This is a genomic window from Nocardioides sp. zg-1228 (assembly GCF_017086465.1).
In the GTDB taxonomy this organism is placed as follows: Bacteria; Actinomycetota; Actinomycetes; order Propionibacteriales; family Nocardioidaceae; genus Nocardioides.
The window spans coordinates 1,423,268-1,444,154 of the sequence record NZ_CP070961.1; the positions used below are offsets into that span (position 1 = coordinate 1,423,268).

At 74.5% G+C, this 20,887-nt stretch carries 20 protein-coding genes and 1 pseudogene; 13 read left to right on the top strand and 8 right to left on the bottom strand.

The features are described 5' to 3' along the window. The first annotated feature begins 37 nt into the window (after nucleotides 1-37). Genes JX575_RS06870 through JX575_RS06880 form a run of 3 tightly spaced genes read left to right on the top strand, consistent with a single transcriptional unit; the run spans nucleotide 38 to nucleotide 3,399 of the window. Nucleotides 38-946: an ATP-grasp domain-containing protein gene (locus JX575_RS06870; RefSeq protein ID WP_186341697.1), complete on the top strand. Its 909-nt coding sequence runs from the start codon at nucleotides 38-40 to the stop codon at nucleotides 944-946. Between the two features lie 3 nt (nucleotides 947-949). Further along, nucleotides 950-2,227, top strand: coding sequence for a glycosyltransferase family 2 protein (locus tag JX575_RS06875; protein ID WP_206054545.1), 1,278 nt, complete (start codon nucleotides 950-952; stop codon nucleotides 2,225-2,227). A gap of 2 nt (nucleotides 2,228-2,229) precedes the next feature. Beyond that, complete coding sequence (locus JX575_RS06880) at nucleotides 2,230-3,399, top strand: hypothetical protein (protein WP_186341698.1); 1,170 nt, start codon at nucleotides 2,230-2,232, stop codon at nucleotides 3,397-3,399. On the opposite strand, the gene JX575_RS06885 is transcribed toward JX575_RS06880, so the two are convergent. Together JX575_RS06885 and JX575_RS06890 are read right to left on the bottom strand one after the other, a co-directional pair. Next, complete coding sequence (locus JX575_RS06885; RefSeq protein WP_186341699.1) at nucleotides 3,396-5,048, bottom strand: ATP-binding protein; 1,653 nt, start codon at nucleotides 5,046-5,048, stop codon at nucleotides 3,396-3,398. The genes JX575_RS06880 and JX575_RS06885 overlap by 4 nt on opposite strands. Continuing rightward, a complete protein-coding gene (locus JX575_RS06890; protein WP_186341700.1) occupies nucleotides 5,048-6,124 on the bottom strand; it encodes a response regulator in 1,077 nt (358 codons plus the stop codon). Before JX575_RS06890 ends, JX575_RS06885 begins: the two co-directional genes overlap by 1 nt. A 119-nt stretch (nucleotides 6,125-6,243) precedes the next feature. Here JX575_RS06890 and JX575_RS06895 point away from each other — a divergent pair, with 119 nt between their 5' ends. The 4 genes from JX575_RS06895 (at nucleotide 6,244) to holA (ending at nucleotide 11,390) form a co-directional block, all read left to right on the top strand. Next, nucleotides 6,244-7,107 (top strand): DegV family protein, encoded by an 864-nt coding sequence (locus tag JX575_RS06895; RefSeq protein ID WP_186341701.1) that lies wholly within the window; start codon nucleotides 6,244-6,246, stop codon nucleotides 7,105-7,107. Nucleotides 7,108-7,211: 104 nt separating this feature from the next. Then, nucleotides 7,212-8,111 (top strand): ComEA family DNA-binding protein, encoded by a 900-nt coding sequence (locus JX575_RS06900; RefSeq protein WP_206054546.1) that lies wholly within the window; start codon nucleotides 7,212-7,214, stop codon nucleotides 8,109-8,111. Between the two features lie 12 nt (nucleotides 8,112-8,123). Then, nucleotides 8,124-10,391, top strand: a complete 2,268-nt coding sequence (locus tag JX575_RS06905) for a ComEC/Rec2 family competence protein (RefSeq protein WP_186341702.1) — start codon at nucleotides 8,124-8,126, stop codon at nucleotides 10,389-10,391. Nucleotides 10,392-10,403: 12 nt separating this feature from the next. Continuing rightward, entirely contained in the window at nucleotides 10,404-11,390 is a 987-nt protein-coding gene (holA, locus tag JX575_RS06910) for a DNA polymerase III subunit delta (protein WP_186341703.1), read from the top strand. Between the two features lie 84 nt (nucleotides 11,391-11,474). On the opposite strand, the gene rpsT is transcribed toward holA, so the two are convergent. From rpsT to JX575_RS06925, 3 genes are all read right to left on the bottom strand, one after another. After that, the gene (rpsT, locus tag JX575_RS06915; RefSeq protein WP_186341704.1) at nucleotides 11,475-11,735 is read right to left on the bottom strand and encodes a 30S ribosomal protein S20; all 261 of its coding nucleotides are present in this window, start codon (nucleotides 11,733-11,735) and stop codon (nucleotides 11,475-11,477) included. Nucleotides 11,736-11,894: 159 nt separating this feature from the next. Continuing rightward, nucleotides 11,895-12,839 carry a phosphotransferase gene (locus tag JX575_RS06920; protein WP_186341705.1) on the bottom strand — a complete coding sequence of 315 codons (945 nt, stop codon included), beginning with the start codon at nucleotides 12,837-12,839 and terminating at the stop codon, nucleotides 11,895-11,897. Next, nucleotides 12,836-13,798 (bottom strand): phosphotransferase, encoded by a 963-nt coding sequence (locus JX575_RS06925; RefSeq protein WP_186341706.1) that lies wholly within the window; start codon nucleotides 13,796-13,798, stop codon nucleotides 12,836-12,838. The genes JX575_RS06920 and JX575_RS06925 overlap by 4 nt, the downstream gene beginning before the upstream one ends. An 84-nt stretch (nucleotides 13,799-13,882) precedes the next feature. Here JX575_RS06925 and JX575_RS06930 point away from each other — a divergent pair, with 84 nt between their 5' ends. The 3 genes from JX575_RS06930 (at nucleotide 13,883) to JX575_RS06940 (ending at nucleotide 16,940) form a co-directional block, all read left to right on the top strand. Next, a complete protein-coding gene (locus JX575_RS06930; RefSeq protein ID WP_186341707.1) occupies nucleotides 13,883-14,413 on the top strand; it encodes a GNAT family N-acetyltransferase in 531 nt (176 codons plus the stop codon). Nucleotides 14,414-14,529: 116 nt separating this feature from the next. Next, nucleotides 14,530-16,404: a translation elongation factor 4 gene (gene lepA, locus JX575_RS06935; protein WP_186341708.1), complete on the top strand. Its 1,875-nt coding sequence runs from the start codon at nucleotides 14,530-14,532 to the stop codon at nucleotides 16,402-16,404. Between the two features lie 23 nt (nucleotides 16,405-16,427). Continuing rightward, nucleotides 16,428-16,940 carry a HutD family protein gene (locus JX575_RS06940; RefSeq protein ID WP_186341709.1) on the top strand — a complete coding sequence of 171 codons (513 nt, stop codon included), beginning with the start codon at nucleotides 16,428-16,430 and terminating at the stop codon, nucleotides 16,938-16,940. A gap of 36 nt (nucleotides 16,941-16,976) precedes the next feature. Here the strand turns inward: JX575_RS06940 and JX575_RS06945 are convergent, their stop codons facing one another. Beyond that, nucleotides 16,977-17,579 (bottom strand): TIGR03086 family metal-binding protein, encoded by a 603-nt coding sequence (locus JX575_RS06945; protein WP_186341710.1) that lies wholly within the window; start codon nucleotides 17,577-17,579, stop codon nucleotides 16,977-16,979. A 51-nt stretch (nucleotides 17,580-17,630) separates the two neighbouring features. On the opposite strand from JX575_RS06945, the gene JX575_RS06950 reads away from it, so the two are divergent. The 3 genes and pseudogenes from JX575_RS06950 to JX575_RS19605 form a co-directional block, all read left to right on the top strand. Next, on the top strand, nucleotides 17,631-18,482 hold the full coding sequence (locus JX575_RS06950; protein WP_186341711.1) for an AraC family transcriptional regulator: 852 nt from the start codon (nucleotides 17,631-17,633) through the stop codon (nucleotides 18,480-18,482). A 31-nt stretch (nucleotides 18,483-18,513) separates the two neighbouring features. Continuing rightward, nucleotides 18,514-18,867, top strand: coding sequence for a hypothetical protein (locus JX575_RS06955; protein ID WP_186341712.1), 354 nt, complete (start codon nucleotides 18,514-18,516; stop codon nucleotides 18,865-18,867). A 145-nt stretch (nucleotides 18,868-19,012) separates the two neighbouring features. After that, a pseudogene (locus JX575_RS19605) lies at nucleotides 19,013-19,328 on the top strand (DDE-type integrase/transposase/recombinase); the annotation flags it as partial. Here the strand turns inward: JX575_RS19605 and JX575_RS06965 are convergent. Both JX575_RS06965 and JX575_RS06970 read right to left on the bottom strand, forming a co-directional pair. Continuing rightward, complete coding sequence (locus tag JX575_RS06965) at nucleotides 19,325-20,239, bottom strand: hydroxymethylglutaryl-CoA lyase (RefSeq protein ID WP_186341713.1); 915 nt, start codon at nucleotides 20,237-20,239, stop codon at nucleotides 19,325-19,327. The pseudogene JX575_RS19605 and the gene JX575_RS06965 sit on opposite strands and share 4 nt — an antisense overlap. Then, on the bottom strand, nucleotides 20,236-20,883 hold the full coding sequence (locus JX575_RS06970; RefSeq protein ID WP_186341714.1) for an isochorismatase family protein: 648 nt from the start codon (nucleotides 20,881-20,883) through the stop codon (nucleotides 20,236-20,238). Before JX575_RS06970 ends, JX575_RS06965 begins: the two co-directional genes overlap by 4 nt. Nucleotides 20,884-20,887 lie beyond the last annotated feature (4 nt).

Here is a 20,887-nt window from a genome sequence, read left to right on the forward strand (position 1 = left end):
GCGCCGCCCGGAGCGGCGCCGCGCCTAGACTCGGCGGATGGGTGCCGCCTCGGAGCGCACGACCATCCTCGTCACCGGTGCGGCCGGACCCGCGGGGCGGGCCCTCGGCGCGCAGGTCCTGGCGCGCGCCGAGCGCGGTGGTGGGCTGCGCCTGCTGGGGGTCGACCTCGCGCCGGCCCCCGTGCCCGGCTACGAGACGGTCCTGCCGGTGCCGGGCGCGCCCGACCCGGCGTACGACGAGGACATGCGCGACCTGGTGTCTCGCCTCGACCCTGACCTCGTCGTCCCCACCGTGGCCGAGGAGCTGCCCCGGCTCGCCGTGCTCGGGCTCGCGGCGGGGATGGGCCCGGGACTGGTGCTCTCGGCGCCGGGCCCCGTCGCCGTCGCCGCGGACAAGCTGCTGACGATGTGGGCGCTGGCCGCGAGCGGCGTCGCGGTGCCTCCGCACGCCACCGTCGCCGAGGCCGGCTCCGCCGCCGACGCCGTGGCCTGGGGCGGCGGGCCCGTGGTGGTGAAGCCGCGGGTGAGCCGCGGTGGTCGCGGCGTGCACGTCGTCGAGGACGGTGGCGACCCGGTGTGGGACTCCCTCGACGCCACCTGGCTGGTCCAGGGCTACGCGCCGGGGGTGGAGTACAGCCCCCAGGTCTACCGCTCACCGCACAGCGGCAGGTGCCGGGTCGTGGTGCTGCGCAAGACCGAGCTCACGCAGGGCCGGGTGGGCAACGCCGCGGCGGTCGAGAGACTCGGCGACGGTGCCGAGCCCGACGTCGAGGCGCTCGCCGTGCGTGCCGTGGAGGCACTCGACCTGGTCGGACCGGTCGACCTGGACGTACGCAGGTCGAGCGACGGCACCCCCGTGGTGCTCGAGGTCAACAGCAGGTTCGGTGCGCTGTCCGCGCAGGCCCCGGAGCTCCTCGCCGACGTGCTTGCCGAGTGGACAGGGTGACCCGTGGTCGCGTTCATGGCGGCGTTGGTCCTCGTGCTGCTCGTCCCGCTCGCGGTCGCCGGAGTCGTGCGCCTCGCGATGGTGCCGTTCGCGCTGGTCTTCGAGGTCCGGGCCCGGCGCAGCCGGTCCGGACGGGCCGGCTACGGCCCGATGTTCGCCGAGGCCCCCTCCCTGAGCGTGGTGGTGCCGGCCTTCGACGAGGCACGCGTCATCGACCAGTGCGTGCGCTCGATCGCGCGCAGCGACTACCCACGCCTCGAGATCGTGTGCGTCGACGACGGGTCGTCCGACGACACCTTCGCGCGGATGCGGCAGCTGGCCGCCGCACACCCCGGGATGGTGCGGGCGCTGCGGCAGGACAACGCCGGCAAGGGCGCCGCCCTCAACACCGGCATCGCCGCCGCCCGAGGCGAGGTCCTCGTGCTCGTCGACGCCGACGGGGTGTTCCGCCCCGACACGCTGGCCCGCTTGCTGCGGGGCTTCCGCAGCCCGCGGATCGGTGCGGTCTGCGGCAACGACAAGCCCGTCAACCTCGACCGGACGCTCACCCGCCTCCTCTCCGTCATCAGCCACGTCGGCACCGGCCTGATGCGTCGCGCCCTCGACGTGCTGGGCTGCCTGCCCGTCGTCTCCGGCAACATCGGCGCCTTCCGCCGTGACGTGCTCGAGCGGGTGGGTCCGCTGCGCACGGACACGCTCGGCGAGGACCTGGAGCTGACCTGGCGGGTGCACGAGGCGGGCTTCCAGGTGGCGTTCGCCCCCGACGCGCTCGTGTACGCCGAGTCTCCCTCCACCCTGCGTGGCCTGTGGCGGCAGCGGGTCCGCTGGGCGCGTGGGCTGCTGCAGGCCACCGAGATGCACTGGTCGATGATCGGCAACCCGCGCTACGGCGCGTTCGGCGTCTACCTGCTCTTCAACACCGTCACCCAGGTGATCGCCCCCTTCCTCCAGCTCGCAGCCGCGGTGAACGTGGGGTGGCTGGTCGCCGTGGACGGCTCCGGCTGGCTGCCCGGCACCTGGTGGTCGTGGGTGCTCCTGCTGGGGGTGCCGGCGTCGCTGGCGCTGCTGGCGCTCGCCCTCGCGCTCGACCGGGCCGCCGATGACCTGCGCCACCTGTGGACCGTCCCGTTGTGGCCGCTCTACTCGACCCTGATGACCTTCGTCGTGCTCGATGCCGTCCGGCTCGAGCTCGGGAATGCGGAGAACCGATGGAACAAGCTGGAGCGGACCGGGACGGTGTCGGTGCGTGGCCTGAGCGACGACGATGGCCCTGGCTCCTGATCGTGGCCGGCATCGTGGTCACCTCGCTGGTGGCTGCGCTGGCGATCTCGCGGCCGTGGCAGTCGGGCGAGTCGGGCACGCCGCCCACGGCTGAGACGCCGCCGACGATGCGCCCCGCGCAGCTCCCCGACCGGACCAGGTCGGTGAGCATCGACTTCGCGAGCGTCGTCGACCGGGACACCGACTGGGCGGCGGTGAACGCCCGCCTCGACGAGGCCGGGGCCAACGCGGTCGAGCTGAACGCGGGCCGGATCGAGTTCACCGCCTTCGACTGGGAGGCGCACCCCGACGCGGCCGCGGAGCCGGGCACCGACCACCTCACCCGCGCGGCCCGGGCGCTGCACCGGGCGGCGGACGGCTCGAACCGCCAGGTCGGTCTCATCGTCGACACGATGGCGCCGAACTGGCTGGCCGACCACCCGGAGGCTGCCGGGGTCGCCGCCGACGGTCGGCGGGCGGTCTACCAGGCCTCGGCGAGCGAGCTCGTCGACGGCGAGGTCGGCAGGCGCCTGGTGGACCTCGTCGGCACGCTGTGCGAGCGCTATCACCCAAGCCAGATCTCGATCACCGAGCTGTTCCTCAGCGACTTCACGTTCGGTGACGACGACCTGCGGCTCTTCCGGCGGATGACCGGACTGCCCGACTGGCCCCGCGCCAGCGACGGGTCGATCAAGGAGGACGCGTCCAGCATCAAGGCCTGGCGGGCGGCGGTGATCGCCGACCTGCTCGCGCGGATGCGGGAGCGGATGGACGCGACCCGGGGCGGCGACGGGGCGCGCGTCGACCTCGCCATGGACGTACGGATCAACTGGAAGTACCCGGCCCGGGGCGACCTGGCCAGCGGGCACGAGTACGACGTCCTGCTCGGCGAGGTCGAGCGCCTGGTCCTGTGGGCCTACCTCTACCGCACCCGGAGACCGGCGGACGTCGAGCGGATACTCGGGCGCCTGGAGGCCGAAGGGCTCGACACGTCGCGGCTCACCGTGTCGGTCGGCCTGTGGGAGCGCCCGCCCGGACCGCCGGTCGGGCCGATCGACCTCGCGCCGTTCGTCGCCGCCCTGCGCGCGGCGGAGACCCACGGCATCACCTCGGTCAACGTCACGCCCCTGTCGCTGATGTCGCCGGAGTACTGGAGCGCCCTCGCGTCGGTGTGGAACCCGGACGGCACCTAGCGGGGAGGGGCGGCCTCGGGGTCTGCGGCGAGGGGTACGTCGGGCAGCCGGACGGTCACCTCGGTGCCACGCCCGGGCTCGCTGTCGATGACGAGCGTGCCCCGGTGGTCGGAGACCAGTGCCTGGACGAGCGTGAGGCCGAGGCCGACCCCGGCGATGTGGCGTCGCCGGGTGTCGCGCGTGCGGTAGAACGGCTGGGTGATCCGGCGCAGCTCGTCGGCGGTGATGCCGGTGCCGTCGTCGGCGACCCGGATCCGCACCCCCCGCTGCCCGTCGGGCGAGGGCTCGGCCACGACCTCGACGCGGACCTCGCCCCCGGCGTCGCTGTACTTGATCGCGTTGGTGAGCAGGTTGTCGACGACCTGCCCGAGCCGCTGTGGGTCGGAGACGAGCGGCACGACCTCGTCGCCGGAGAGGGCCACCCTCACGTCCGCGGCCTCGGCCATGGGCCGCACGCTCGCGATCGCGGCGCGCGCGACCTGCACGGCGTCGACCTCCTCGGGCGACATCGGGTCGCCGGCGACGACGCGGGCGCTCATCAGCAGCTCGTCGACGAGGGACCGCAGGCGGCGGGCGTTGCGCGTCAGCACGTCGACGTACTCGCGCTGCTCGTCGGTGAGCCCACCGGGATCCAGCCGGAGCAGGTCGACGTAGCCGAGGATCGACACCAACGGGGTGCGCAGCTCGTGGCTGACCAGGCCGATGAGCTGCTCCTGGCGCCGCAGCTCCTCCTCGCGGTCGGTGACGTCGGTGGCGACGACGAGGTAGCCGCGCATCGGGTCGGGCTCGTCCGCGGGCCCGATGGACGGGCGGGACGTCACGACGTACTCGACCATGCGCGGCGAGCTGCCGACGGAGCGGCGCCACAGGGACACGTGCGAGCCACCGTCGGCGGCCGCCCCGACCAGCTCGCCCAGCGAGGGGCCGTCGACCAGCTCGGTCAGGTCGGTGCCCCTCAGCTGCTCCCGCGGGACCTCGAAGAGGCGCTCGGCGCCGCTGCTCGCCGTGAGCAGCCGGCCCGTCTCGTCGGTGGCCATGATCGCCTGCTCGGTGGCGGCGAGCATGATGCTGCGCAACAGGTCGTAGGCGGCGAGGAGCTGGCGCTCCTGGCGCCGCGTGGTCTCCATGATCGCGTGGACATGGAGCATGACCGCGCCGATGAGCACGGCGTTGATCGTGCTGTGCAGTCCCGGGTAGAGACGGCCGGTCGTGAAGATCACCGGGACGAGGGACACCACCACCACGCCGAGCAGCCCAGCCAGCAGCGGGCGGCCCCCGGGCGCGAGCGCCAGGCTCACTCCTGGCACGAAGAGCAGCATGATGACCGATCCCATGGGATCGCCGCTGCCGAGGTCGAGCAGGCCGACCGCCAGCATCTGGCCGAGGGGGAGCGCCAGGCGCCAGCCGGGGGGCCACCGGGCCGGTCTGCCCAGGCTCGCGGCTGCCTGGACCGCCAGCGCGACGGCCACGCCGGCGGCGAGCAGCAGCGGTCGGTGGTGCAGCGGGATCTCGTAGAGGATGTAGGCGACCACCAGCACCAGCACCGAGAACGGCAGGTGGCGCCAGCCCGAGGCGTCCGGGGTCGGCCAGGCGATCATCATCCGGTTGGACAGCTCCCGCGCCCGGGCGCCCACCGAGGTGCGCACCATCAGCCGCAGCCGCCGTGCGCGGCGTCGGCCGCCGGGTCGTCGACGGCCTGCGGCGCCTGCACGCTGGTCGCGACGCGCACCGTCTGGGTCACCCGGACGGTCTCGAGGGGCTCGACCTCCCGGGCCGTGGTGAAACGCGCCCAGTAGCGCGCGCTCGCCCGCACAGCGTCGGGCTGCATGTAGTCGCGGTGCGCCTGGGACGCGAAGGCGGCGAGCATCTCGAGCTTGGTGTCGACGAAGCCGTCGACGGTGACGAACCGGTTGGGCCGGAAGTCGACGGTCGACGACGGGCTCTGGAAGCACCACAGGTCGCCGACCGAGCGCGCGCCGATCTCGACGGCCTCGTGCACGGCGCGGTGGTCCTGGTGGCGGTCGTGGATGCCGTGGGTGTAGATGCGGTCGGGGGCGACCTCGGCGACGGCCCGCTCGACCGCGGTGATCAGGCCGTCGGCCGGCGACATGTGGGTGTCGGCGAAGTCGAGGTGGATGAGGCGGGCGCCCACCAGCGCGGCCGCGCTCACGGCCTCCCCGTGGCGCATGTCCGTGCTGCCGCCGACCGCGCCCCCGGACAGCACGAGGGTGGTGATCTCGTCGCCGGCCGCCGCGTGGGCCGCCAGCGTCGCCCCGACCCCCAGCTCGACGTCGTCGGGGTGCGCACCGACGGCGAGCACCCGCAGCCGGGACGGCGCGCGACGACGGCGGGCCAGGTCGGCGAGCTCCTCGACGCGGCTGACCAGCTCCTCGGCGCCGACCGGCTTGACGAGGAAGTCGTCGACGTCCTCGCGCAGCGCCCCCACGGCGTGGTCGAACGTCGGGTAGGCAGTGAGCACGAGGACCGCCACGGTCGCGTCGATCGCGCGGAACTCCGGCAGCGCCTGGAGCCCGGAGCGGCCCGGGAGCCGGATGTCGGTCACGAGCACGTCGTAGCGCTGGCGTCGCATCGCCGCGACGGCCTCGTCGGCCGTGCCCGCGAGGTCGACCTCCATGCCGCCGAGCCTGCTCAGGCTGGCCCGCATGAAGTGGGCGGCGTCACGGTCGTCCTCGAGCACGAGCACTCGGATCGCTGACTCGGCCATCGGCCCCCCTGGAGAACGGCGCGTGCTCCCACGGTACGGCGTCCGGGCGCGCCCGCCCAGCGACGCGGACCGGGGAGGAGGCGGGCCGGCCGCGGCCGCCCGGAGGCTAGGGTCACGCCATGTCCCGTGTGGTGGTGGTGACCGACTCGACCGCGAGCCTTCCCGCCGAGCTGGCGAAGAGTCGCGACATCCGAGTCGTCCCGCTCCAGGTCGTGATCGGGGCGCAGGTGCTCGACGAGGGCCCCGACGGCGCGACGCCCGACGTGGTGGCCGAGGCGCTGCGCGACTTCGTCCCGGTGAGCACTTCGCGCCCGGCGCCGGCGCTCTTCGCCGAGCTCTATCGCTCGCTGGCGGCCGAGGGGGCCGAGGAGGTCGTCTCGGTCCACCTCTCCCGCGAGATGAGCGGCACCTTCGAGTCCGCGCAGCTGGCGGGGCTCGAGGTCGACCTGCCGGTGCACGTCGTCGACTCCGGCCAGGTCGGCATCGCCACGGGCTACGCCGCCCTGACCGCCGCAGACGTCCTCGACGCCGGTGGCACCGGGGAGCAGGCGGCTCAGGCGGCGCTCGCTCGCGGCCAGGCGGCCACCTCGCTGTTCTACGTCGACACGCTCGAGCACCTGCGGCGGGGTGGGCGCATCGGCGCCGCGGCCGCGATCGTCGGCAGTGCGCTGTCGGTCAAGCCGCTGCTGGAGATCGCCGAGGGCCGCGTCGCCCCCCGCGAGCGCGTCCGCACGGCCTCGCGCGCCCTGGCCCGACTCGCCGAGCTGGCCGTCGAGTCGGCCGGCGATCGCCCCGTCGACGTCTGCGTGTCGCACCTGGCCAACGCCGCTCGCGCCGAGGAGCTCGCCGAGGCGCTGGGGGAGCGGCTCTCCGACGGCCTCGAGGGTCGCGAGGTGATGTGCGGCGAGCTCGGCGCGGTGCTGGGGGCGCACGTCGGCCCGGGCATGGTGGCGGTCTGCGTCTCCCCGCGACCCGCCGGCTGACGCCGCCCCGGCTCCGGCCGGTCTCGGCGCGCGTCGTCCGTCGGCTCTCCACAGATTGCCGACGCCACCTGTCGGCCGTGCTCCGGCGTTCCTAGCGTGGAGGCATGCGCCGTTCCCAGTCCTCCTCCGAGCACGCCGAGGCGGTGTCGCGGCGACTGGCGACGCTCAGCGCCGAGCTCGCCGCTGTGCGCCACGAGCCACCCGGCCCCGTCGAGGGCCACACCCGCGTGCGCGAGCGCCCGGACCCGACCGTCGACCGGACGTCCGCGGGCGCCGACCCCACCGGCCGGGCGGGGGCGCCCGCACCGCTCGTCGCGCCGCTCCCGGGCCGCCACGCCTCTCGCCGGCTGCGGGTCGGGGCGTTCCGGCTCGGACCGGTGCACCTCGCGGTGGTGGCCGTGGTCGCGGCCCTCGCCGTGGGCCTCGCGGCCTGGTGGGTGGTGCGCGACCAGGCGCGGGTGGTGCCGCTCGAGACGGCCGCGACCGGCACCTCCGAGACCCCTGCCGTGGCGGCGACCCCGCTGGTGCCGGTCGGGCCGCCCGGCACGGCCGGGGCTGGCGCCGAGGGGGAGGACGGCGCCGACCTGGTGGTCGACGTCGCCGGCAAGGTGCGGAGCCCGGGCATCGCCGTCCTGCCCCCGGGCTCGCGGGTGGTCGACGCCCTCGAGGCGGCCGGTGGGGCGCGGCGGGGTGTCGACCTGACCGCCCTCAACCTCGCCCGACCGGTGGTCGACGGCGAGCAGATCCTGGTCGGGGTCGCCCCGGCGGCCGGGGTCGCCGGCACGATCGACTCGCAGGTCCCGGCCGGGACGGCGCTGGTCAACCTCAACACCGCCGACGAGGCGGCGCTCGACACCCTGCCCGGCGTGGGGCCGGTGACCGCCGGCGCGATCCTGGCCTGGCGCGACGCCAACGGCGCCTTCACCTCGGTCGAGGAGCTGCTCGAGGTCGACGGCATCGGTGAGGCCACGCTCGCCGACCTCGCCCCGCTCGTCACCCTCTGAGCGGGGCGCCCGGTGCCCGACCTGCGCGCGGTGGCGCTCGGCGCGGGGGCCTGGGCCGGGGCGCTGCTCGTGCTGGTCCTGCCGGCCCGGCCGGCCCTGGGCTCGGTCGCGCTGGTCACCGGCGTGCTCGTCGCCGGCGTGGGGCGCCGGTGGTGGTCTCCGGCGTGGCTCGGGCCGCTGGCGGCGCTGGTCTCGGTGGCGGGCGTCGCCGCGCTCCACCACGCCCTGGTCGCCACCTCGCCGCTGACGGCGCTCGCCGCCGAGGGAGCGGTGGTGTCGGTGCGCCTGGAGCTGACCTCCGACGTGCGCGTGGTGAGCGGGGCCTATGGCGACCTGCAGGTGGTGCGGGCCGATGCCACCCAGGTGGCGGGTCGCGGGACGGCGTGGACCCTGGACGCGCCGGTCGTGGTGATGGCCGGCGCCGACTGGCCCCGGCTGCCGCTCGGCACCACGCTCGAGACGACGGCGCGGCTGGTCGCCGCGGACGACGACGTGGCGGCGCTGGTCCGGCCGACGGGTGAGCCGAGGGTGCTCGACCGGCCCGGCCCGTGGTGGGACGCCGCGGCGGCCGTACGACGGTCGGTGCGCGACGCGGTCTCCGGGCGCGGCGTCGACGCGCGTGAGCTGGTGCCGGCGCTGGTGGTCGGGGACGACGGCGGCCTCGACTCGGACCTGGCCGACGACTTCCGCACGACCGGGCTCACCCACCTGCTCGCGGTGAGCGGCACCAACCTGACCCTCGTCGTCGGCTCGCTGCTGGTGCTCGGGCGGTGGGTCGGGGTGCGCGGACCCTGGCTCTACGCCCTCGGCGTGCTCGGCATCGTCGGCTTCGTGCTGACCGCGCGCGCCGAGCCCAGCGTCGTGCGCGCCGCCGCGATGGGCACGGTCGCGCTGGTCGGGATGGGGCGCAACGGCCTCTCGCGGGGCGTGCGGGGGCTGGGCGTGGCGGTACTGGCGCTGCTGCTGGTCTGGCCGCGACTGGCGCTCACGCCCGGGTTCGCGCTGTCCGCCCTGGCCACGGCCGGCATCCTGCTGCTGGCGCCGGTGTGGCGCGACGCGCTGATGCGTTGGACGCCCCGGTGGGTGGCGGAGGCGGTGTCGGTGCCCCTGGCCGCGCAGGTCGCCTGCACGCCGGTGGTGGCGGCCCTCTCGGGTCAGGTCAGCCTGGTCGCCGTGGGCGCCAACCTGCTGGCGGCGCCGGCGGTCGCCCCGGCGACGGTGCTGGGACTGGCCGGGGGACTCCTCGGGCTGGTGTGGGGTCCGCTCGGCGCGGTGGTCGCCGCCCCGGCGGCGTGGTCGGCGGCGTGGATCATCGCGGTCGCCCGGTGGGGCGCGGGCGTGCCGACGGCGGCGGTCGACTGGGGCACCGGCCCGGTGTCCCTGGGGCTGCTCACGCTCCTGTGCGTGCTGGCGGTGCCCCTCGCCCCGCGGGTGCTCGGCCGGGCGGGTACGACCCTCGCCTGCACCGGCCTGCTCGTCGTGGTCATGCTCGTCCGCCCTCCCTCACCCGGCTGGCCGCCGGAGGGCTGGGTGCTCGCCATGTGCGACGTCGACCAGGGCGACGCCCTGGTGCTGCGGGCCGGCGAGCACAGCGCGGTGGTCGTCGACGCGGGACCCGAGCCGGCGGTGACGGACGCCTGCCTCGACCGCCTCGACGTCGCGTCGGTGCCGCTGCTCGTGCTGACCCACTTCCACGCCGACCACGTGGGCGGAGTCGCCGGGGTGGCCGACGGGCGCCGCATCGACGTCGTCGAGGGCACGGCCCTGCGCGAACCCGAGGCCGGGGCGAGGTCGGTCGAGGAGGTGACCGGGCGCCCGGCCGTGCCGGCGGCGTACGGCCTCACCCGCCGGGTCGGACAGGTCACGCTGCAGGCCGTGTGGCCCCGCCCGGGCGTCGCCGCTGGCGACGCGGGGGAGAGCGCGGCCAACAACGCCAGCGTCGTGCTGCTCGCCGAGGTGGCCGGGGTCCGGATCCTGCTCACCGGCGACCTCGAGCCGTCGGCCCAGGCCGCGCTCGCCCGTGACCTCGCGGGGGTGCAGGTCGACGTGCTCAAGGTGCCGCACCACGGCAGCCGGCACCAGGACCTCGACTGGCTGACGTCCCTGGGCGCGCGCCTCGCGCTGGTGTCGGTGGGGGAGGACAACGACTACGGTCACCCCGCCCCCGACCTGCTCCACGCGCTCGCGGCGGCCGGCGCCGACGTACGCCGCACCGACGTGGGCGGCGACGTGGTCGTGGTGGTCGAGGACGGGACGCCCGGTGTCGTGGGCCGCGGATAGGGTGTGGCCACCATGGCTCGCACCCCCTCCGCCGCGCAGGTCCTCGGCCACGTCGTCCTGGTGACGGGCAAGGAGGAATACCTCTCCGCGCGCACCGTCGTCTCGGTCCGTGACGCCGTCCGCGCCCACGACCCCGAGGCGGAGATGGCGGAGTCGGCGGCCGCCGACCTCACGCTCGCGTCACTCGGCGAGATGTCCGCGCCGTCGCTGTTCTCCTCGATCCGGTGCGTCGTCGTGCGCGGCCTGGAGGACCTGCCCGACGAGTCGGTCGACGGCCTGCTGGCCTACTGCGCCGCCCCTGCCGACGACGTGGCGCTCGTGCTCGTGCACTCCGGCGGGCCGAAGGGCAGCGGCGTGCTCACCAAGCTGCGCAAGCTGTCGCCCGTCACCGAGGTGAAGTCCGAGGAGATCAGGGCCAGCGACATGCCGGGCTTCGTGACCTCCGAGGTCGCCTCCCACGGCGCGCGCATCGACCCCGACGCCGCGGCGTTCCTCGTGCAGGCCGTCGGCACCGACCTGCGCTCGCTGGCGGCCGCTGCCGACCAGCTCACCAACGACTTCCACGGCGAGCAGCTCACCGTCGACAAGGTCCAGCGCTACTTCGGCGGCCGGGCCGAGGCCAAGTCGTTCACCGTCGCCGACGCCGCGTTCGCCGGCCGGCGGGCGGCCGCCCTGGAGGAGCTGCGCTGGGCGCTCGACTCCGGCACGTCGCCGGTGCTGGTCACCTCCGCGATGGCGGCGTCCGCGCGCAGCCTGGCGCGCTACCTCGGCGCTCCTCGCGGAGCCCGCGACGGCGACCTGGCCCGCGACCTCGGCGTGCCGCCGTGGAAGGTGCGCACGGTGCGCGACCAGTCACGGTCGTGGAGCGCCGAGGGCATCGCGGCCGCGGTGCGTGCGGTCGCCCTGGCCGACGCCGACATCAAGGGCCGCGCCCACGACGCGTCCTACACGCTCGAGCGGCTGGTGCTCACCGTGGCGGGCCTGCGCGACGGGCGCTGACCCGCGCCCGCGTGACCACCGCGTACGCCCCCGAAATGCACGACACCCGCCACGAGGGCGGGTGTCGACGGTGAAAGCGGGACGTCAGAGCGACGCGGCCTTCTTGGCGATCGAGGACTTGCGGTTGGCGGCCTGGTTGGCGTGGATGACGCCCTTCGAGGCGGCCTTGTCGAGGGCCTTCATGGCGTCACGGCCCGCCGCGACGGCGGCGTCCTTGTCGCCGGCCTCCGACAGCTCGCGGAACTTGCGCACGGCAGTCTTCAGGCGAGACTTGACGGCCTGGTTGCGCTGGCGCGCCTTCTCGTTCTGCTTGTTGCGCTTGATCTGGGACTTGATGTTCGCCACGTGCGGATCCTCGAATGCTCGAACTGGTCAGGATGAGAAGTCTGGTGCTGTCGGCTGCCTGGCAACCCCGGACAGGGTCGGGCGCCGGACACGCAGTGGTGAACTCTACCGTCACCCTCCGTGGGCGCCCAAATCGCCTGCCGCGCCCCTGGCCGGTGCTCACCGGCCCGTGCGGCGCGCGACGGCCCCCAGCATGCGCTCCGACTCCCGGATGCGGAAATCGTTGAGCGTCGGCAGGTTGACGTCCACCGCGACGACCGACCGGGCGGCGAGGTGCGCGCCGAACCCGGCGAGGACCGCCGTGACGAGGTCGTCGCCGACCGCACACAGGGCGGGCGAGGCGAGGACGGAGGTGTCGAACCACGCCTCGTCGACGCGCTCGAGCCGGGCCAGGAGGGGGTCGGCCCAGGCGGGGCCGCGGGCCGCCGTGCCCCAGTCGACGAAGACGACCTCGCCACTGGGGCGGCGCAGCAGGTTGTCGACGCGGATGTCCCAGTGGATGACGTGCGGCATCGGGGCGGCGGCGTGGTGGCGGAGCACGTCGGCCCAGCCGTACGGGTCGTCGCGCAGCCAGTGCGGCACGGGAGCGGCGGCCGGGGCGTCGGCGAGGGAGGCGAGGGTGTCGGCCCACGTGCCGAGCACGCGGCCGACGTCGAGGAGGTCGACCGAGACCGGCAGGTCACGCTGCCGCAGCACCGCGCCCAGCCGGTCGACGCCCGTGAGGACCGCATCGAGCTCGGCAGGATCGCCGAAGTCGGGGTGGCGCCCCTCGACGTCCTCGACCAGCAGCGCCACCCACGCGCCGTCGTCGTACGACGCCAACAGCCGTGCCCAGAGCTCGTGCGCGCCGAGGTGGGCGAGCACCCCGGCCTCGCGCCGGAACAACCCCGGAGTGTCGGGGTTGAGCTCGGCACCGACGGCCTTGACGAACGCGCGGGTGCCGTCGGCGCACGTCAGCCGGGTCGCGCAGCCCGGCGACATGCCGCCGACCTGCTCGGCGGTGGCCACGACGGGGGAGCCGAGGGTGTCCTCGACCCAGGCGCGGACCGCGGCGGGGACGGCGTCGTAGGCCAGGCGGACGCCGACCGCGCGCGGTGCGGTCACCACCAGCCCCGGCGCTCGCCGAGCCAGTCCCAGCACACCTCGCCCTGCCAGCGCTGGTGGTCGCGGATGTGCGGCGACGTCGGCGGCACCGGGAGCTCGCACTGGGTGAGGAAGTAGCCGACGTAGAGCGCGAGGGCGATGTCGATCGCCTCGGGGTCGACCCCGGCCAGCAGGCGGCGCCCGGCGATGACCGGCTCGACGTCGATGCCCTCCCCGCGCGGGCCGATGAGGGCGGCGAGGGAGTCGAACCACGCGGCTCCGCGCACCGGCCAGTTCCAGTCGCAGACCAGCGCGCGACCGTCGGCGTCGATGAGGACGTTGTCGGAGCGGACGTCGGTGTGGACCACGGTGTCGCCGCCGACCACCTCGGCGTAGCGGCGTGCGAGCGCCTCGGCCTCCTCCAGCCGGGCGGCGCCGAGGTCCGTACGCCGGTCGCGAAGCGCCGGCCATCCCTCGAGCAGCGGCGCGAAGTCGGACTCGGCCGGGTCGAGGTCGAGCCCCGCGGGCGGCGGGGTGAGCGCGTCGGCGACCTGCTCGAGCGCGTCGAGCACGGCGTCGAGCTCGTCGGCCCGCCACGGCCGCTCGGGCGTCCGGGCGGCGACGTACTCGATGCCGAGCACCACCCAGTCGTCGTCGAGGTGCCACAGCAGCCTCGGGGCCGGCACCTCCGGAGGCAGTGCGGCGAGCTTGCGCGCCTCCTCGCGGTAGGAGTCGGCGAACATCCGCTGGGCCTTCACCGAGGCCGCCTTCACGAAGTGGCGCGAGCCGTCCTCGCACACCAGCACGGACGCGAACCCGGGGGTGAACCCGCTGGTCTGCGAGATCGCCGACGCGACCGGTGAGCCGCACGTGCGCTCGATCCAGGCCCGCAGGCCGGGCGGGAGGAACGCCCACTCGAGGCGACGCGCGGTCCTGCCGTGCGGTGCGGGGTAGGGGGCGATCGAGGGGGAGCGGGCCATGGCGCCATCCTTGCCCACCCCGACGCGGACCACGACGGGATATCCGCTGGACAGGGCAGGCGGCGTGCGGACCAGACTGACGCCATGCCCGAGCTCGTGCTGCCGACCACCGCCGTCCGTGAGTCCTTCCTCGAGGCGATGGACGAGTTCGTCGCCGAGGGCGCCGAGGACAGCCAGACGGCGGCCTGGATCGCGCGCAACGCCCCGGGCTGGAGCGACCCCGACGTCTTCGCGGCCTTCGTCGAGGCGGTGCGTGCCGACGCCCTCGAGGAGACGCCGCGTCCGCGGGTGCACGTGCCGTGCACGACGCTGTGGTGGGTAGACGGCGAGCACTACCTCGGCCGGATCGCCGTGCGGCACCGGCTCAACGACTTCCTGCTCGAGGTGGGCGGGCACATCGGCTACGACGTGCGCCCCACCCGGCGGCGAGAGGGGCACGCGACGGCCATGCTGCGACACGCCCTGCCGTGGGCGCGCGGGCTCGGCATCGACCCCGCGCTGGTCACCTGCGACACCGACAACATCGGCTCGATCGGGGTCATCGAGGCGGCCGGCGGCGTGCTGGAGGACGTGCGGGGGGACAAGCGGCGCTACTGGGTGGCGACGGGGCGGTAGCCCGGCGCGCAGCGGCCGGCTGCGGGCTCGCGCCCGCGCCGCGTCGCCGGTTCGGCGGCCCGCGGCGCGCGTGGAAGAATGAGCCGACCCAGCCGTCGTACCCCCGAAAGCAGTCCGTGAGCCTCACCAACGCGCCGCAGCCTGGCTCGACCGACCCGTCGATCATCCGCAACTTCTGCATCATCGCGCACATCGACCACGGCAAGTCGACCCTGGCCGACCGGATGCTGCAGCTCACCGGGGTCGTCGACGAGCGGGCGTCGCGTGCGCAGTACCTCGACCGGATGGACATCGAGCGCGAGCGCGGCATCACCATCAAGTCGCAGGCCGTGCGGATGCCGTGGACGGTGCCGGCGGGCAACGCCGAGGGCGCCGAGCCCGGCACCTACGTCCTCAACATGATCGACACCCCGGGCCACGTCGACTTCACCTACGAGGTCTCCCGCAGCCTCGAGGCCTGCGAGGCCGCCGTCCTGCTCGTCGACGCCGCACAGGGCATCGAGGCGCAGACCCTGGCCAACCTCTACCTCGCGATGGGCGCCGATCTCCACATCATCCCGGTGCTCAACAAGATCGACCTGCCGAGCGCCAACGTCGAGAAGTACGCCGCCGAGCTGGCCGGCCTGGTCGGCTGCGAGCCGGAGGAGGTGCTGCTCACCAGCGCCAAGACCGGCGTCGGCGTCGAGACGCTCCTCAACGAGATCGTGAAGCAGACCCCGGCGCCGGTGGGCGACGCGGACGCCCCGGCCCGTGCCCTGATCTTCGACTCCGTCTACGACACCTACCGCGGCGTGGTCACCTACGTGCGGGTCGTCGACGGCAAGCTCAGCCACCGCGACCGGATCAAGATGATGTCGACCAACGCGGTCCACGAGATGCTCGAGGTCGGCGTGATCAGCCCCGAGCCCGTCAAGGCCCGCGAGATCGGCGTCGGCGAGGTCGGCTACCTGATCACCGGTGTGAAGGACGTGCGCCAGTCGCGCGTCGGTGACACCGTCACCTCCCAGCACCACGGGGCCACCGAGTCGCTGGGCGGCTACAAGCACCCCAACCCGATGGTCTACGCCGGTCTCTACCCGATCGACGGCGACGACTACCCGACGCTGCGCGACGCCCTGGAGAAGCTCCAGCTCAACGACGCGGCGCTGACCTACGAGCCGGAGACCTCGGGCGCGCTGGGCTTCGGCTTCCGCTGCGGGTTCCTCGGTCTGCTCCACATGGAGATCACCCGCGACCGCCTCGAGCGCGAGTTCGACCTCGACCTCATCTCGACGGCTCCCAACGTGGTCTACGAGGTCGTCCTCGACGACGGCACCGAGGTCGAGGTGACCAACCCGAGTGAGTACCCCGACGGCAAGGTCGCCGAGGTGCGGGAGCCGGTCGTGAAGGCGACGATCCTCGCGCCGTCGGACTACATCGGCACGATCATGGAGCTGTGCCAGCTCAAGCGCGGCAACCTGCAGGGGATGGACTACCTCTCCGAGGACCGCGTCGAGATGCGCTACACCCTGCCGATGGGCGAGATCGTCTTCGACTTCTTCGACCAGCTCAAGTCGCGCACCAAGGGCTACGCGTCCCTCGACTACGAGCGCTCCGGCGAGCAGGCCGCCGACCTGGTCAAGGTCGACATCCTGCTCCAGGGCGAGCCCGTCGACGCGTTCAGCGCGATCGTGCACCGCGACGCCGCCTACTCCTACGGCGTGATGATGGCCGGCAAGCTCAAGGAGCTCATCCCGCGCCAGCAGTTCGAGGTGCCGATCCAGGCCGCCATCGGCGCCCGCGTCATCGCCCGCGAGACCATCCGCGCGATCCGCAAGGACGTGCTCGCCAAGTGCTACGGCGGCGACATCAGCCGCAAGCGCAAGCTGCTGGAGAAGCAGAAGGCGGGCAAGAAGCGGATGAAGAACATCGGGTCCGTGGAGGTGCCGCCGGAGGCGTTCGTCGCCGCGCTGTCCACCACGCAGCCCTCCGACAAGCCGGGCAAGAAGTAGGAGTCGACGAGGGAGGACTCGACGTGGGATCCGTCGTCCGCAGCGAGGACGTGGCGCCGCAGCCGTGGGCCGCGGGCCGCAGCACCATCCGCGAGCTGGCACGCGGCGACGACGGAGCGTGGCGCATCGGCCTCGCCGAGGTCACCGCGGACGGCCCGGTCCCGACGTCGGCGGGCACGCTGCGCGTGCTCACCGTGGTCGACGGCCCGGTCCTCGACCTCGAGGTGGACGACGAGGCGCACGTCGTCGAGCCGCAACGCCCGTTCGCCCTCCCCGGCGACGCGGCCGCCGTGGCGTCGGTGCCCGAGGGAGCCGTACGCGCGCTCGACGTCGTCGTCGACCCCACCCTCGTGCGACCGTTCGTGACCGTGCTCGAGCTGGGCCGGTCCTCGGCGCTGCCGCTCGCGGCCGACCAGGCGGCGTACGTCGTCTCCGGCACCCGCGACGCGATCGCGACGGGCACGCTCGTGATCGGTCCCGGCGAGGTCACCGGACGCTGCACCGTCGCGGTCGTCACCCTCGAGCGCATCGGCTGAGCGGACCGCCGGGACCGGCCGGACGGACCGGGCCGGTCAGCGCGCCGGCCGCCAGCCGGGGTCGCGGCCCAGCCGCGCGAGCAGCCGGTCGGTGACCGAGGCGTCCGGGCCCACCTCGACCGCCGGGGCGCAGATCCCCTCGGAGTGCAGGGTGTCGCCCCAGCCGTCGGCGGTGGCGTGGAGCGCGGCGGCCTCCTCGTCGCTGACGGTCCACTCCTGGCCGGTGGCCCGGGCGACGTCCGAGCCGTGCACCACGAGGTCCCAGCCGTAGAAGTCGGCGATGGTGGCGGCGATGGTCGTGGGACCGAAGTAGCTGTCGTACTCGCGAGCCGCCACGCCGTCGGCGAGCACCGAGGTGACGTGCGCGCGCTGGCGTCGCCAGGCGGCGGCCGGGTCGGCGAGGTCGGGATCCGGGCCGGCGTCGAGGTCGCGCTGGCGCAGGAAGTCGCGCTGGGTCTCGATCACGTGCCCGACGACGTCGCGGGCGGTCCAGCCCTCGCACGGCGACGGCACGTCCCAGTCGCCGCCCGCGACCTCGACGGCGTCGAGGACCCGGGCGAACCGGTCGGCGCGCTGTTGGAACAGGGAGAGCTGGTGGGCGGGTGACGGGGTCGGTGAGGAGGTGGTGGTCTGGGTCATGCGCCCACTCTCGCCGCCGCGCTGTCGGTGCTGCTTGGAATAATCCGACAGATGAGCAGCCGGACGAGTGCGGGAGGTCCCCGGCCGGTGGACCCGATCGACCGGGCCCACCTGACGGGGGTGAGCCGGCCCTCGCCGCCGATCCACCGCTACGCCCCGAGCGAGCGCCTCGCCGACCTCGTCGACCGCCACTGGATCCCCGTCTGGTCGCTGCCCGAGCCGTCCACCCAGAGCACCCTCCAGCACCCCGTCTGCCTGGTGGTGGTGAGCAACACCTACGCCCGCTTCTACGGCGTCGCGCGCGGCCGGTCGAGCGTGACGCTCGAGGGCGACGGCTGGGCGGTCGGCACGATGCTCAGCCCCGCCGCCGGGCGGCTCGTGCTCGGGCGCTCGGTCGCCGAGGTCACCGACACGTGGATCGAGCTGCGCGGCCTGCTGCCCGACCCCGGCCTCGTCGACGAGGTGCGCGCGGCGATGGCCGCCGACCCCCACGGCCCGGCCGCCCACCTCGCGGCGATCGGGCACGTCGAGGGGTGGCTGGCCACCCACCTGCCCGTCGACGCCCCGGGCCTGCTGGTCAACCGGCTGGTGGCGTGGCTGGGCGAGCACCCGGAGGTGACCCGTGTCGACGAGCTCGCCCGGGCCGTGGGGCTGTCCGAGCGCAGCCTCCAGCGCCTGGTCGAGCAGCGCGTCGGGCTGAGCCCCAAGTGGCTGCTCCAGCGGCGCCGGCTGCACGGGGCCGTCGAGGCGCTCAAGGCCGGCGCCGGCACCCTCGCCGAGGTCGCGGCCGACCTGGGCTACGCCGACCAGGCGCACTTCACCCACGACTTCCGCACCGTCACCGGCATGACGCCGGGGGAGTACCTCCGCGACCAGCCGGCCCCGCCGTCAACCAACGGTTGACAGACCGCGTCCTCGCGGGCATGGTGCGGGCGTGCGCCCGCTCCTCGGACACCTGGCCGTCGCGCTCGCCGTCACGCTCGTCGTCGGCGGTGCCTCCGGTGGCGGCTGGCACTTCCTGGTGGGCGCCGTCCTCGCGCTGGCCCTCTGGATGATGCTCTTCCTCGGCTCCTTCGGCCGTCCGCCCGGCGAGGGGACGGAGCGCGTGGAGCTGCGCCACTACGCCGTCTCGGCCGCCGTCGCCCTGGCGCTCGGCTACGCGATGTACCTGGTCGGCGACGGCAACGCGGCGTTCTGGTCGGTCGGGTTCGTCTTCGCCGGCGTGCTGACGCCCGCCGCCACCCGCGCCCGGGAGGCGTCGACCGGGGACGGTGCCGACACGATCTGAATGAGCTCGGAAGGTGGAAACCCCCGGGGTTGAGCGGGGATGTCCCCGCTCAACGGCCCGGATCCGGGTGTCCTAGCGGGGACGGGACGTGTCTAGTTGTGATGTTCAGGAACGTTGGTCGAGATCGTGTGACGACACGCCCGCGTCCTACGTCGAGGCTCACGACGACGAGACGAAAGAGACCGCAGCCGCAGTGCTGCGCAACGCGGTGGCGTGGTTCGCCGGGCGCGGCGTCACCGTCCGCGAGTCCTGACCGACAACGGCGGCTGCCACCGCTCGCACCTGTGGCGCGACACCTGTGCCGAGCTTGCCATCACCCGCAGCGCACTCGGCCCTACCGCCCGCAGACCGACGGCAAGATCGAACGCTTCCACGTGTACACCGACCACCGGCCCCACTCGGCCACCGGCAAGCAATCACCCATCACCAAGTCGGACAACCTCGCTGGGCCTCACACCTAGCGCTCCTGGTCGGGGAAGCCGCCGGACCTGAGCAGGGCGCCGGGCAGACGCTTGTGCAGCCGCTCCTCCAGCCAGGCCGTCGTCGCGGTGGTGGCGGCCAGGTCGATGCCGGTGGCCACGCCCATCCGGTCGAGGAGGTAGACGAGGTCCTCGGTGGCGACGTTGCCCGTCGCGTCGGGGGCGAAGGGACACCCGCCCGTGCCGCCGATGCTGGCGTCGAGGGTGGTGACGCCGGCGGTGAGCCCGGCCACGGCGTTGGCCACTCCGGTGTGGCGGGTGTCGTGCAGGTGCAGGCGCAGCGACACCCCCGGACCGGCGACCTCGGCGGCCAGGGCCACCCGGGCCGAGACGTCGCTGGGCACCGCCACCCCGATCGTGTCGGCCAGCGCCAGCTCGTCGGGGCCCGCGTCGGCGACGCGGCGCACCACCTCGCGCAGCCTGCCCTCAGCGACCTCCCCCTCGAACGGGCACCCGAACGCCGCGCCGATCGTGACCGTCGTGAGGACGCCGGCGTCGCGGGCCCGCGCCACGATCGTGGCCGCCTGCTCGCACGCCTCGGCCGTGCCGACGCCCTGGTTGCGCCGGCAGAACGTGTCGGTCGCCACGACCACCACGTCGACCTCGTCGACTCCGGCGGCGAGGGCACGGTCGAGGCCGCGCCCGTTCATCACCAGCCCGGCATAGCTGACGCCGTCGGGGCGAGGCAGGGCGGCCATCACCTCGTCGGCGTCGGCCATCTGCGGCACGCGGGCGGGGTTGACGAAGCTGGTGACCTCGATGCGCCTCGACCCGGCGCGCACGGCGCGCTCGACGAGCTCGACCTTGTCGTCGGTGGAGAGGATCGTCTCCTCGTTCTGGAGCCCGTCGCGCGGTGCCACCTCGAGGACGGTGACCGAGCCGGGGGCGCTCACGCGGGCGCTCCCGGGGCGGGGCGGTCGGCGAGGTAGGCGAGCGCCGTCGCCTCGTCGACCACCTCGGCGTACTTGGTGGACAGGTCGTGCAGGTTGGCGTGGTGCGGCCCGGGCTCGCGGTCGCCGACCGCGTCGGCCACCACCAGCGGCACGAAGCCGTGCTGGACCGCGTCGACGGCGCTGGCCCGGATGCAGCCGCTGGTGCTGACCCCGACCACGACGACGGTGTCGACGCCCCAGGCGTGCAGGGTCGAGGCGAGCGTGGTGCCGAAGAACGCGCTCGCGTACTGCTTGACCACCACCAGCTCGTCGTCCGAGGGCGCCACCTGCGGCACCAGCTCGCCCATGGGTCCGTCGCCGACCAGGTCGCGCAGCGCGGGCACCTTGCGGAAGAACACGCCCCCGTCGGCGCCGCCGGCGGCGTAGCGGACCCGGGTGTGCACCACGGGCACCCCCTGCTGCCGGGCGCACGCCAGCACCCGCGCGGCGGAGTCCAGGCACGCGTCCGACGGCAGGCACAGTGCGCTGGCGGGGTCGAAGTAGGCGCGCATCATGTCGACCGCGAGCACCGCCGGGACCGCGCCGGGACGCAGCGAGCCCCCGAAGGGCTGCGGCGTCCCGGCCTCGGAGGGCTGGTCGCCCACGGGC